We start from the raw sequence: 12,864 nt of genomic DNA on the forward strand, positions 1-12,864 counted from the left end.
GTCGTCAGCGGGCGGTGTAGCCGCCGTCGATCGGCAGGTGCGCCCCGGAGATCATGGAGGCGCCGTCGCCGAGGAGGAACACGACGGGCGCCGCGACCTCGTCCTGGGTGGCCCAGCGGCCCAGCGGCATCTGCGCGAGGAACGGGCCCTCGATCTCGGGGCGGCCCCAGTAGAACGCCGACATCTCCGTCATGACGACGGTGGGGTGCACGCTGTTGACGCGGATGCCGTACTTCCCGAGCTCGAGCGCGCTGACCCGGGTGATGTTGTCCATCGCGGCCTTCGACGAGCCGTAGGAGATGTGGCTCTCGAGCGCGACGAGGGACGCCTGGCTCGAGACGTTGACGATGGAGCCGCCCCGGCCCAGGCGGATCATCGTGCGGCTGGCGTACTTCGTCACGAGCAGCGTGCCGCGCGCGTTGATCGCCATGACCTTGTCGAACACGGCGATGTCCGTGTCCATCGGGCTGGCGATCTCGCCGCCGAAGCCGCCGCAGTTCACGACGCCCCACAGGTCGAGGTCGCCGATCGCGGCCGCGATCTCGTCCTCCGAGGTGAGGTCGAAGACCGCGGTGCGCACACCGGTCTCGGCGACGATCGCCTCGAGCGACCCCGCCGTCCGCCCGCTGGCCACCACGTCCGCGCCGGCCGCGACGAGCTGCCGCACGATCGCCCCGCCGATGCCGCCGCCCGCGCCGGTGACCAGCACCGTCCTGCCGCCGAAGTCGCTCATGACGTCCGTCCTCTCGTCGTCCCCGGGCGCGGGCGGACGTCGGTCGGCCGCCGTGCCGGAGGGGTGTCCCCGGCGATGCTGCCACAGCGGGGACGGTCATGTCACCGGTGACATGGCGACCGTTGACATCGGTGTCACGGCGGGCCTAGCGTCGGGGCAGCACCCCGGGTCGCAGAGTCGCGCGCACCGGGACGTCCACCGCCGGGCCACCCGCGGGGACCGACAGGGAGGGCTCGACGTGGACGTCGACAGCGAGCAGGGCGCGTTCGAGGGGCTCGCGCCCGGCGCACCGGTGCGGGCGACCGTCGCGGACCTCGTCGCGCGGGCGCGGGGTCTGGCGGCACGCGGCCCCCGCACGCTGCTCGGCATCGTCGGCGCCCCCGGCGCGGGCAAGTCCACGCTCTGCACCGCGCTCGCCGGCACCCTGCCGCAGAGGGCGGTCGTCGTCGGGATGGACGGCTTCCACCTGGCCGACGAGGTGCTGCGCGGGCTCGGCCGGCGGGAGCGCAAGGGCGCCCCCGACACGTTCGACGTCGCCGGGTACGTGGCGCTCCTGGACCGCCTGCGCCGGCCGACGGAGGGCGTCGTGTACGCGCCCCTGTTCGACCGCTCGATCGAGGCCGCGATCGCCGGCGCCGTGCCGGTGCCGTCGGACGTGCCGCTCGTCGTCACCGAGGGCAACTACCTCCTGCACGACGAGCACGGCTGGGAGGCGGTCCGCAGCCGGCTCGACGAGGTCTGGTACCTCGACGTGCCGCCCGAGGAGCGGGTCCGGCGCCTCGTCGCCCGCCGCACGGGCCACGGCGAGGACGCGACGACGGCCCGGGCCTGGGTGCTCGGCGTCGACGCCCCGAACGGCGACGTCGTCGACCGGGGCCGTGCTGCCGCGGACCTCGTCGTGCAGCTCGTCGCGGACCCGCCCGCCGCACCCGCCTGACCGGCGCCCGCCGGCGCCCCGGCGCGCCGCGGGCCCTCCCTGCGCACGTCCCGCCCCGCCGCCGCCCTCGAGAGGACCCCCATGACCGAGCTCCGGCCGAGCACGCTCGCCGACCTGGACCCCCGCGTCGCCGTGCCGTCGTACGACCGCGCCGCGGTCGGCGTGGGCGTCGTCCACCTCGGGGTCGGCGGCTTCCACCGCGCCCACCAGGCCCTCTACCTCGACGACGTGCTCGCCTCGGGCGACCTCGGCTGGGGCGTCTGCGGCGTGGGGCTGCTGCCCGGGGACGCCCGTGTGCGGGACGCCGTCGCCGCGCAGGACGGGCTCTACACGCTGGTCACCACCGCACCGGACGGGTCGGAGGCGGTGCGGGTCGTCGGCAGCCTCGTGCGGTACCTGTTCGCCCCCGACGACCCCGAGGCCGTGCTCGAGGTCCTGGCGGCGCCGTCGACCCGGATCGTCTCGCTCACGGTGACGGAGGGCGGCTACGGCGTCGACGACGCCACGGGCGCCTTCGACCCCCAGGACGCGCTCACGCTCGCCGACCTGGCGGGGGCCGGCACGCCCGGGCTCGCCCCGGGCAGCGCCCTGGGGTTCCTGGCCGAGGGGCTGCGGCGGCGCCGGGCCGCCGGCGTCGTGCCGTTCACGGTGATGTCGTGCGACAACATCCAGGGCAACGGGCACGTCGCGCGCACCGCGCTGACCTCGTTCGTCCGCGCGTCCGACCCGGCCCTGGCCGACTGGATCGCCGCCGAGGTGGCGTTCCCGTCCTCCATGGTCGACCGGATCACGCCCGTGCCGACGCCCGCCGTCGCGGCGGACCTCGCCGAGCGCCGGGGCGTCGAGGACGTGTGGCCCGTCCGGTCGGAGAGCTTCCGGCAGTGGGTGCTCGAGGACCGGTTCACCGCCGGCCGCCCCGACCTGGCCGCGGTCGGCGTGCAGGTCGTCGAGGACGTCGAGCCGTTCGAGCGGATGAAGCTGCGGCTGCTCAACGCGGGGCACCAGGCCGTGGGCCACCTGGGCCTGCTGGCCGGCTGGACCTGGGTGCACGACGTCTGCAGCGACCCGACCTTCCGCGGCGTGCTGCGCCGCTACTGGGAGGAGGAGGCCGTCCCGACGCTCGGCGAGGTGCCGGGGACCGACCTGGGGGCGTACTGCGACAGCCTCGTCGCCCGGTTCTCGAGCGAGGCCGTCCGCGACACCCTCGACCGCCAGGTCGTCGACGCCTCCGACCGCATCCCCAAGTTCCTCCTGCCCGTGGTGCGCGACCGGCTCGCCGCCGGCGGCTCCGTCGAGGTGGCGGCGCTCGTGATCGCGGCGTGGGGCGTGCGCCTGGAGCGGGCCGCCGCGGGGCTGGAGGACGCGGCCCCCGACCGGCGGCACCCGGCGCTGCTCGAGGCGGTCGCGGGGGAGGCCGCCTCCCCCGGCGCCCTCCTGCGGCTGCGTCCCGTCTTCGGCGACCTCGGGGACGAGCTGCGTCTCGTCGAGCCCTACCTGCGGGCCCGGGCGGCCCTCGTCGACCGGGGCGCCCGGGCCGTCCTCGCCGAGGTCGCGGCGGGCGCCACGCCCTGACCGGCGGCGCCGCGCCGGCGCCCGTCGTCCGGCGCCCGTCCTCGGTGGGGGAAGGCGGGCCTGGCGGCGGCCCGGCGCGTGCGGCACGCTCGTGCCGTGCTGCTGCCGCCCGGGGTCGCCGCCGGTGTCGCCGCCGGTGCCGTGCACCTCGCGTTCCGGCGGTGGCGGCGGCCGGGCGTCCGGCCCGGCTCGCGGTTCGTGACGCCGGCAGGCGTGGTCGAGGTGACCTCGGTGGACCTCGTCGAGGACCCGGCCGCCCTGACCGACGAGGACGCGCGCGCCGCCGGGCTGACCGACGCGGACGCGCTGCGCACCCTCCTCGACCCCGACGTCGTCGCCCGGCGCCGGCGGTCGGCGCGGTACGGCCGGGCAGCCCAGCCGGACGAGGACGCCGGCGGCGTCGCGGCCTGGCCGGTGTTCCGCGTGGGGCTCGCGTGGGCCGGGCCCGACCCCCGCGTCGAGCTGCGGCGGGCCGCGGACCTCTCCGACGACGAGGTGCGGCGCCTCGACGCCCGTCTCGACCGGCTGGACCGCGCGGCGGCGGACGGCCCGTGGACCGCGGCGACGCTGGACCTCGTCGCCCGGCGTCCCCACGTGCGGGCCCCGGACCTGGCCGCCGAGCTCGGACGCGAGCGCGACGCCTTCAAGATCGACGTCCGCAAGCTCAAGGCCCTGGGCCTGACCGAGAGCTTCGCGGTCGGCTACGCCCTCAGCCCCCGCGGCGAGGCGTACCTCGCCCTCAGCGCGCGCGGACGCGTCCGCCGGCCGCCGCCGTGAACGGCGCGCCGCACCCCCGGGCTCGAGCCGTCAGCGCCGGCGGGCCGTGAGCGTGAAGGTGGCCGGGAGGCGCTCGGGCCGGTCCCGCAGGCGGTACTCCTCGAGCGCCCCGTCGAGGACCATGAGGCCCGGCAGCGGGTCCCAGGGGGCGCTGTCGTGCTCGGTCAGGGAGGTCAGCTCCAGGCCGGCGTCGAGGACGGCGGTGACGATCTCGCCGAGGCCGTGGTTCCACTCCATGGAGCGCGGCTGCTCGACCCGCTCGTCGCTGCCGTACGTGTGCTCGTCCTCCCAGACGGTCGCCTCCGGCCGCTCGAAGTAGGACAGCTCGAGCGCGGGCGTGAGGCCGCCGGGCCCGGTGATCGCGGGTTGCTGCGCGCGGTCGGCGTGCTCGTCGCGGACGGTCATCGCGATCGCCGCGTTGAGGACGGGGTGGCCGTCCCGCACGACGAGCCGGCCGCCGGGGCGCAGCAGCGCCGCCACGGTCCGCGCCCACCGGTCGATGCTCGGCAGCCAGCACAGCGCGCCGATGCCGGTGTAGACGAGGTCGAACCGTCGCCCGCCGAGCGCCTCCGGGGCGGCGTAGACGTCGGACTGCACGTACTCGATCGCCGCGCCGGCCCGGGCGGCCAGGTCGCGGGCCGCGGCCAGGGAGGCGCCGGAGAGGTCGACGCCCACCGCACGGGCACCCAGGCGCGCGAGGCTCAGGGTGTCCGTGCCGAGGTGGCACTGGAGGTGGACCACGTCGAGCCCGGTGAGGTCGCCGAGCCGCGGGAGGTCGAACCGCACCACGGACGACAGGTGCGCGGGGTCGGCCAGCAGCCGGTCGGCGCCGTAGCCGGCGCGCGCGTGCACCACCGCCCGGCTGTCCCAGTTCCGGCGGTTGACCTCGAGGTACTCGTCGTCGGGCACGCGCGGACGCTAGCAGCGCCGGCGTCCCGCCCCGTCCCCGATGACCCCCGCCGGTGGCGCCGGTCGCGCCGGTCGCGACCGCGCGCGTCCGTCCGGCGGTGCGTGACGTCCCCCGGCCCGGGTGGGACGCTCGGGCATGCCCGGAGCCGACCGTGAGCCCCACTCCGCGCCCGTGGGGGAGCGCCCGGCACCGGGCGGCGGCGCGCGGCCCGGGACCCCCCTCCCAGCACGCCCCGGCGGGGTCCCGCCCCTGGCCGTCGGGCCGGTCCTGGCGGTCGCCGGCGTGCCTCTCGTCGTGCTGCTGGCGCTCGCGGGGCGGTACGGGCCGCACCGGGACGAGCTCTACTTCGTCGCGGCCGGGCGGCGGCTCGCCTGGGGGTACCCCGACCAGCCGCCGCTGACGCCCCTGCTGGCCCGGGTCGCGGACGTGCTCGCGCCGGGCTCGCTCGTCGCGCTGCACGCGGTGGCCGCCCTGCTGGCGGCGGGCGTCGTGCTCGTGGCCGCCCTGACGGCCCGCGAGCTCGGCGGGGGACGGGCGGCGCAGGTGATCACCGCCGTCACGGTCGCCACCGGCGCGACGCCGCTCGTCCTCGGCCACATGCTCTCGACCGCGACGACCGACATGCTCCTGCAGGCGCTCCTCGTGGGGCTCGTCGTGCGGGTGCTCCGGCGCGACGCGCCCCGGCTGTGGCCCCTCGTGGGGGTCGTGGCGGGGGTCGGGCTGCTCAACAAGCACCTCGTCGCGCTGCTCCTCGCGGCCCTCGTCCTGGGCGTGGCGACGACGCGCGGGACCCGGCACCACCTCCGGTCCCCGTGGGCCTGGGCGGGGGCGGCCGTGGCGCTCGCGCTGTGGGCGCCGAACCTGGCGTGGCAGGCGGCGCACGGCTGGCCGCAGCGGGCGCTCGCCGCCGACATCCAGGAGGAGTTCGGGACGGCGGGGGAGCGGGGGCTCTTCGTGGCGCTGCTGCTCGTGCTCCTCAGCCCGGCGGCGACGGTGCTCGTCGGGTGGGGCGCGACCCGGCCCTGGCGGGACCCGGGCCTCGTGCGCGCGCGGCCGGTCGTCGTGGCGGCTGCCGCGCTCGTCGTGCTCTACGCGACGACCGGTGGCAAGGCCTACTACCTCGTCGGCGTGGTGCCCGCGCTCGTCGCTCTCGGGGCCGTCGGGCTCGAGGCCCGGTGGCCCGCGCGGCGGGTGCGGCGGGCGGGCGTCGTGCTCGCCGCGGTGGCGGCCGTCGCGTGGCCGGCGGCGCTCCCGCTCCTGCCGGCCGGCGTCTACGGCACGTCCGTGCTGCACGACGTGGTCGAGGAGGGCGGGCAGATGATCGGCTGGCCCGAGGTGGTCGCGACGGTGCGGGAGGTCGTCGACGACTCGGGCGCCGTGCTGGTCGTGACGGCCAACTACGGCGAGGCCGGGGCGCTGGAGTGGTACGGGATCGACGTGCCGGTCCACAGCGGCCACAACGGGTACGCCGCCTGGGGGCCGCCGCCCGACGCGCCGGCCGGGCCCGTCGTGCTCGTCGGGTTCCGGGAGGTGCCGGCCTGGGCGCGGGGGTGCCGGACGGTCGCGACGCTGGACAACGCCGCGGGCGTGGACAACGAGGAGCGCGGCCGTCCGGTCGCCGTGTGCTCCGGGCCGGCCGGCACCTGGGCGGAGGTCTGGCCGAGGGTGCGCCGGCTCGCGGCCTGACGGGCGCCGCGGCGGCGACCGCGCGTCGATTCGTCCAGGCATGCGCGCAGGACCGCCATGGGCCGCGCGGCGGGGCGTGCCTAGCGTCGCAGGGGCGGTCGGAGAGGTCTCCCGCCGCCTCGTCGCGAAGGAGCGCCGCATGTCCCACCCCCTGAACCCCCCGGGTCGCCGCCGGCGGCGCACCCTCGCCGTCACCGCCACCACGCTCGCGCTGGGCCTCGCGCTGACCGCCTGCTCGGGCGGCGGCGACTCCTCCTCGTCGTCCTCCGGCGGAGGCAGCGACGACACCGGTGCCGCGTCCGGCGCGCCCGTCGAGCTGATCTACCAGTCCTGGGTGCCGAACATCGACCAGGCCGTGGACGCCTTCAACGCGGCGCACGACGACATCGAGGTCACGCTCGAGACCATCACGGCCGGCCCCGACGGCGGCTACGCCAAGATGCTGTCGGCGGTGCAGGCCGGGAACCCGGCGGACGTGGCGCAGGTCGGCTACGACTCGCTGCCCGACTTCATGACGGCCGGCGCGCTCGCGGACATCACGGACCACGTCGGCGACGCCGAGGGCGACTTCACGGCCTGGCAGTGGCAGTCGGGCGTCTTCGCCGACCGCGTCCACGCCGTGCCCCAGGCCTCCGGGCCCGTCGGGCAGTTCTACCGCAAGGACGTCTTCGACGAGCTCGGCCTCGCGGCGCCCACCACCTGGGACGAGTACTACGCGGCGGCGAAGGCCATCCGCGCCTCGTCGCCCGACCGCTACATCGCCGCCTTCGCCTACAACCAGGCGCCCTGGCTCATCGCGCTCGCCCAGCAGTCGGGCGCCCAGTGGTTCACCGTCGAGGGCGACTCCTGGAAGGTCGACCTGACCGACCCGGACACGCAGCGGATGGCGGAGTTCTGGCAGCGGCTCGTCGACGAGGACCTCGTCAAGGTCGAGCCCGACCTGTCGAACGAGTGGTACGCCGACCTCCAGGCCGGGAACGTCGTCAGCTGGATGAGCGGCTCGTGGGCCGCGGCCATCCTCGAGGGCAACGCGCCCGACACGGCCGGCACCTGGGCCGCCGCGGAGATGCCGCAGTGGACCGCGGGGGAGCACGTGTCCGCGAGCTGGGGCGGCGGGTCCGCCAACGTCGTGCTCCAGGGGTCGGCGCACGTGGCCGAGGCCGCCGAGTTCGCGCTCTGGCTCAACAGCGACCCGGCGAGCGTCAGCATCCTCAACAGCGTGGGCGCCGGCTGGCCCGCGGTCGCGGACCACTCGGCCATCGAGAGCCTGCAGGACGACCCCGACACGTTCGCCTTCTTCGGCGGCCAGAACATCTACGACACGTTCGCCGTGGCCGACGCCAACGTCGACACCTCGTGGAAGTGGCCGCCGCTCGTCTCGACGCTCTACTCCTCGCTGACGGACAACGTGAAGGCCTCCGTCGACGGGGGCACCCCGCTCGTCGACGCCTTCGCCGCGACGGAGGAGGACATGGTCGCCGCCCTCGACGCCAAGGGCATCAACGTCACGTCCTGAGCACCACCGGGCCCGGCGGCAGGCCGCCCGCGCACGTCCACCGGACGCTGCGGGGCCTGCCGCCGGGCCCGCCCCCGGGAGGGACCGCATGACCACCACCGCCCGCACCGCCGCGCCGGCCGCGGCACGACGCAGCCGCACCCGGCACCGCGGCCCGCTCGCGGTCCTCGTGCTGCCGTTCACGCTGTTCTTCGTCGCGTTCTTCGTCGCCCCCATCGTCTACGCCGTGGTGCAGAGCCTGTTCGCCGTGCGGTCCAGCGGCCTCGGGCTCGGGCCGCCGACGCGCAGCTTCGTCGGGCTGGGCAACTACCTCCAGGTGCTCTCGTCCGGGGACTTCGTCGCGAGCCTGGGGCGGGTGCTGGTCTTCTCGGCCATCGAGGTGCCGCTCATGGTCGGCGTCTCCCTGACGCTGGCGCTGCTGCTCGAGTCCGGCAGGGCACGGTGGCCGCGGCTCTTCCGCGCGGTCTTCTTCCTGCCCTACGGGGTGCCCGGCGTCGTCGCCTCGCTGCTGTGGGGCTTCCTCTACGTGCCCTCGACGAGCCCGATCCTCCAGGGGCTGGACCGCCTGGGGCTCACCGTGACGCCGCTGGCCTCCGGCTCCGTGCTGCTGTCCATCGCGAACATCGCGCTGTGGAGCTTCGCCGGCTACAACATGCTCATCCTCGTCGCGTCCCTGCAGTCCATCTCCGGGGACCTGTACGAGGCGGCGCGGCTCGACGGCGCGGGCGACCTGGCGATCATCCGGCACATCACGCTGCCGCTGCTGCGGCCGACGGTCGTGCTCGTCACGGTGTTCACGATCATCGGCACCCTCCAGCTCTTCGTCGAGCCGCTCGTGCTGCGCCCCCTCACCAGCGCCATCTCCTCCACGTTCACGCCGAACCTCGCCGCCTACAACGCGGCGTTCGCGGGCAACGACTCGAACACCGCCGCCGCCATGGCCGTGGTGCTCGCGCTCGTCGCGTTCGTCTTCTCCTTCGGCTTCCTGCGCCTCGTCAACCGGAAGGGGAACCGCGCGTGGTGACCGCCGCCCCGGCGCCCGACCGCGCCCTCGCCCCGCGCGCCCTGCGCCGGCCCCGTCCGCCCGCCGGCCCGCGCGGGCGCCCGTCCGTCGGCCGCGTCCTCGTGCCGCTGGCGCTCGTCGTCGCCGCGATCTACTTCCTCGTGCCCGTCGCGTGGGTGCTCCTGTCCTCGACGAAGTCGGCCGGCGACCTGTTCGGCACCTCCGGCTTCTGGCTGTCGGACTCCCCGCAGCTCGGCGAGAACCTGCGGCTGCTCTTCACGCAGGACGGGAACGCCTTCGGGCGGTGGCTGCTCAACAGCCTGCTGTACGCGGGCGTGGGCGCGCTGGCGGCGACGTTCCTCGCCGGCGGCGCCGGCTACGCCCTGGCGAAGTACCCGTTCCGCGGCCGGGAGGCGCTCTTCGGGCTCGTGCTCGGCGGGGTGCTCGTGCCGCCGACGGTGGTGGCGCTGCCCATGTACTTCCTGCTCAACACCGTCGGGCTCACGGGCTCGGTGTGGAGCGTGCTGCTGCCGGGCATGGTCAGCCCGTTCGGCGTCTACCTCGCGCGCATCTACGCCTCCAGCGGCGTGCCCGACGAGATCATCGAGGCCGCGCGGCTCGACGGCGCCGGGGACGTGCGCATCGCGCTGACGATCGCCGCGCGCATGATGACGCCCGCCCTCGTGACGGTGTTCCTCTTCCAGTTCGTCGCGATCTGGAACAACTACCTGCTGCCGCTGGTGATGCTCAGCGACCCCACGCGGTTCCCCGTCACCCTCGGGCTGACGCTCTGGAACTCGCAGACCCAGCGCGACCCGGTGTTCTACCAGCTCGTCGTCACCGGGTCCGCCGTGTCCGCCGTCCTCCTGGCCGGGGTCATGCTCGGCCTGCAGCGGTTCTGGCGCGCGGGCCTGACGGCAGGGGCGACGAAGGGCTGAGCACGGGCCCGGCCTCAGCCGACGGGGACGGGCCTCGTCGCCCTCCCGTCGAGCCACAGCTCCGTGGTCGCGTCGCGGTGGGTGCCGTCCGTGCCGACGTGCTTCTCCGCGATGGTCGGGCCCTTCGTCAGGACGTGCCAGAACGCCATGGCGTGCCCGCGGCCCAGCCCGTAGTCGTCCTTGAACCAGGCGACGACGTCGCCCGCCTTCGCGCCCGGCTGGTCGAGGCCGCGCTCGCGGGCGAGGTCGAGCAGCTCGCGCGGGGTGCGGCCGGTGCGGTCCTCGACGGTGTCGAGGTAGGCCTGGAACGACATGCGGGTCCTCCGGGTCGGTGGGTGTCGGCGCGGATCGGCGCGGATCGGCGCGGATCGGCGCGGATCGGCGCGGATCGGTGCGGTCGGTGCGGTGACGTGCGGTGACGTGCGGTGACGTGCGGGGGCGTGCTGCTGCGCCGCACCCTCTGACCCGGTGGGCGGGCCGCACTCATCGGCCGACCGTCGATCCGTCCAGAGGTGCACGCCGACCGACCATGGCCGCCCCGGCGGGCGTCCTCCTAGCCTCGGCCCATGCCCCCTGCGACGACGCCGTCGACCCTGCTCGGCGCGGACCGGATCCCGCCGCACCTGCGCCGCCGCCTGGCGATCACCCTCTGGGACTTCTCCTGGTACACCCGCGCCGGCGAGGGCGAGCCCTTCGCCGACCCTGAGGCCGCCTGCGCGGAGGCCGTGGAGCGCGGGTACACCGCCCTGCGGATCTGCGCGGCGCCGCTGCTCACCTCCGGGGTGCTCGGCCTCGACCCGCGGGTGGCGTTCTCCGGGCTCGGGACCGCGCCCGACGGCGGGGTCTACGGCCGCGGCACGCGCTGGTACGACGCGCCCGGCGGCTACGCGCTCGACGTGCGGGAGCGGCTCCTGGAGCTGCTGGCGGCGGCGCGGCGGCACGGGCTCGTCGTCGTCCTCTCGTCGTGGGAGTACCAGCAGTCCAGCGCCTTCGCCGCCGACGAGCGGTGGTGGCGGGCCATGGACGCGGTGCCCGTGGCGCAGCGGTACGACGTGCTCGCGGACGCGTGGGACCGGCTCCTCGTCGACGTGCGGAGCGCCGGGCTCGACGTCGTCGTGGCGTTCGTCGAGCTGCACAACGAGGTCGACTTCTCCCTGGTGCCGGCGTGGGACGAGGGCGGCGCGGCGGCGCTGGCGCGGCTGCGGGGCCGGCACCCGCAGCACCTCGTCACCGCGAGCTGGGGCAAGCCGCCGCACCTGGACATGGCGTCGCTGGGAACCGGACTCGACGTCGCGCAGCACCACGTCTACGCCTACGGCGTCCTCGACGCCCTCCAGGCGCGGATCGACATCCGCGCGGAGGGCACGGAGGGCTTCCCCAACGCCGCCCTGCGGGCGCTGCTGCGCGACGACGCCCCGACGCCGGAGGCCTACGGCCGTCCCGAGCCCTGGCGGTTCGAGGCCACCGTCATCACCGGGCAGATGGTCCACGGGTACGACTGGATCGACCCCGACCGCTGGGACCTGTGGCTCTACGAGCACTACGGCGAGCACCGCCGGGCCATGGAGGAGGCGATCGACGCGCGCCTGGGCGCGGTCGCCGCGTGGGCGCGCCGGCAGGGGGTGCCGTTCGTCGTGGGCGAGGGCTGGATCGGGTACACCCCGCTGCACGGGACGTTCGAGGAGGGGCCCGTCGGGCGGGCGCTGGCCGAGCGCGGCGTGCGGCGCGCGCTGAGGCTGGGGGCGTGGGGCGTGGTGCCGACCTCCAACGCCGCGCCGCACCACCCCCTGTGGGCGGACGTCGCGTGGCAGCGGCGGGTGAACGCGCTGGTCACGTCCGCCTGACGGACGGACCGTCGGGCCGGCCGGCCGGCCGGTCGGGCGCGGGTCAGCCCTTGCGGTGCTCGCGGTACTGCTGGGGGCTCACCCCGTGGGTGCGGCGGAAGTGCCGGGAGAAGTAGAAGGGGTCCGTGTAGCCCACCTCGGCGCCCACCTGCTGCACGGTGAGCCGGGTCCGGTCGAGGAGCTGGCGGGCGCGGGCCATCCGCAGGGCGGTGTGGTGGGCGAGGACGCCGCCGCCCGTCGCGCGCCGGAACAGCGCGCCGAGGTGCGAGGGGGACACCCCGACGAGGGCCGCGAGCTCCGAGACGCGCACGGGCGCGTCGAGGCGGTCGGCGAGGTAGCGCATCGCGCGCTCCAGGGGGTCGTGCGGCTCCGGCAGCAGCCGGTCGACGGCGATCTGCGTGAGGAGCTTCCACGCGGCGCCCGCGGCGAGCAGCAGGCCCGCCGACGCGTGCTGGCGCTCCACGGCGGCGACCGTCTCGTCGAGCAGGGCCACGCAGCGGTCGAGGTGGCGCAGCGCCACCGTGCAGCGCTCCGGCCCGACCCCCGCGGCGGCCAGCAGGTCCGGCACGTCGGCGCCGCGGCAGTGCAGCCACCAGATCGTCCAGGGCGCGTCGTCGTCGGCGCCGTAGGCGTGGGGCAGCCCGGGCGGCAGCAGCACCGCCGTGCCCACGCCCACCCGCGAGCGGACGCCGCCGAGCTCGACCCACCCGCCACCGGCGACGCAGACCATGACGACGGCCTCGGGGATGCCCTGGGGGCGTCGGCGCTCGTGCTGGGCGGCCTCCGGGAACCAGCCCGCGTCCGTGACGACGAGCCGCCGGGTCACCGGGCGGGTCAGCGCCTCGGCGACGACCGGCCGCGGGACGACGGACAGGCGCTCGTGGTCGAAGCCGTCGGCGAGGGGCACGGCGCCATCATGCCGCGACGGCAGAGGTCGGCGGAACGTCC

The 12,864-nt window shown here is 76.2% G+C and carries 12 protein-coding genes; 8 read left to right on the forward strand and 4 right to left on the reverse strand.

What is annotated here, in order from left to right:
- Positions 1-4: 4 nt before the first annotated feature.
- Entirely contained in the window at positions 5-733 is a 729-nt protein-coding gene (locus tag EJA20_RS02415) for an SDR family oxidoreductase (protein WP_129336583.1), read from the reverse strand.
- Between the two features lie 238 nt (positions 734-971).
- On the opposite strand from EJA20_RS02415, the gene EJA20_RS02420 reads away from it, so the two are divergent.
- The 3 genes from EJA20_RS02420 (at position 972) to EJA20_RS02430 (ending at position 4,019) form a co-directional block, all read left to right on the forward strand.
- Positions 972-1,670, forward strand: coding sequence for a nucleoside/nucleotide kinase family protein (locus EJA20_RS02420; protein WP_240674914.1), 699 nt, complete (start codon positions 972-974; stop codon positions 1,668-1,670).
- An 81-nt stretch (positions 1,671-1,751) separates the two neighbouring features.
- Entirely contained in the window at positions 1,752-3,242 is a 1,491-nt protein-coding gene (locus EJA20_RS02425; RefSeq protein ID WP_129336585.1) for a mannitol dehydrogenase family protein, read from the forward strand.
- A 96-nt stretch (positions 3,243-3,338) separates the two neighbouring features.
- Positions 3,339-4,019, forward strand: coding sequence for a hypothetical protein (locus EJA20_RS02430; RefSeq protein ID WP_129336586.1), 681 nt, complete (start codon positions 3,339-3,341; stop codon positions 4,017-4,019).
- 30 nt (positions 4,020-4,049) lie between these two features.
- Here the strand turns inward: EJA20_RS02430 and EJA20_RS02435 are convergent, their stop codons facing one another.
- Entirely contained in the window at positions 4,050-4,928 is an 879-nt protein-coding gene (locus EJA20_RS02435) for a class I SAM-dependent methyltransferase (RefSeq protein ID WP_129336587.1), read from the reverse strand.
- 136 nt (positions 4,929-5,064) lie between these two features.
- On the opposite strand from EJA20_RS02435, the gene EJA20_RS02440 reads away from it, so the two are divergent.
- The 4 genes from EJA20_RS02440 (at position 5,065) to EJA20_RS02455 (ending at position 10,072) form a co-directional block, all read left to right on the forward strand.
- Positions 5,065-6,615: a glycosyltransferase family 39 protein gene (locus EJA20_RS02440; protein WP_129336588.1), complete on the forward strand. Its 1,551-nt coding sequence runs from the start codon at positions 5,065-5,067 to the stop codon at positions 6,613-6,615.
- Between the two features lie 139 nt (positions 6,616-6,754).
- A complete protein-coding gene (locus EJA20_RS02445) occupies positions 6,755-8,131 on the forward strand; it encodes an ABC transporter substrate-binding protein (protein WP_129336589.1) in 1,377 nt (458 codons plus the stop codon).
- A gap of 88 nt (positions 8,132-8,219) precedes the next feature.
- Positions 8,220-9,155, forward strand: a complete 936-nt coding sequence (locus EJA20_RS02450) for a carbohydrate ABC transporter permease (protein ID WP_129336590.1) — start codon at positions 8,220-8,222, stop codon at positions 9,153-9,155.
- On the forward strand, positions 9,152-10,072 hold the full coding sequence (locus tag EJA20_RS02455) for a carbohydrate ABC transporter permease (protein ID WP_420836396.1): 921 nt from the start codon (positions 9,152-9,154) through the stop codon (positions 10,070-10,072). The genes EJA20_RS02450 and EJA20_RS02455 overlap by 4 nt, the downstream gene beginning before the upstream one ends.
- Positions 10,073-10,086: 14 nt before the next feature.
- Here EJA20_RS02455 and EJA20_RS02460 read toward each other — a convergent pair whose 3' ends face one another.
- Positions 10,087-10,386, reverse strand: a complete 300-nt coding sequence (locus EJA20_RS02460; protein ID WP_129336591.1) for a DUF4287 domain-containing protein — start codon at positions 10,384-10,386, stop codon at positions 10,087-10,089.
- Between the two features lie 252 nt (positions 10,387-10,638).
- Between EJA20_RS02460 and EJA20_RS02465 the strand changes: the two genes are divergently transcribed.
- Positions 10,639-11,916: a cellulase-like family protein gene (locus EJA20_RS02465; RefSeq protein ID WP_129336592.1), complete on the forward strand. Its 1,278-nt coding sequence runs from the start codon at positions 10,639-10,641 to the stop codon at positions 11,914-11,916.
- Between the two features lie 43 nt (positions 11,917-11,959).
- Here EJA20_RS02465 and EJA20_RS02470 read toward each other — a convergent pair whose 3' ends face one another.
- A complete protein-coding gene (locus EJA20_RS02470; protein WP_129336593.1) occupies positions 11,960-12,823 on the reverse strand; it encodes an AraC family transcriptional regulator in 864 nt (287 codons plus the stop codon).
- Positions 12,824-12,864: the final 41 nt, after the last annotated feature.

The organism is Cellulomonas endophytica, from assembly GCF_004123805.1.
Classification (GTDB): Bacteria; Actinomycetota; Actinomycetes; order Actinomycetales; family Cellulomonadaceae; genus Cellulomonas; species Cellulomonas endophytica.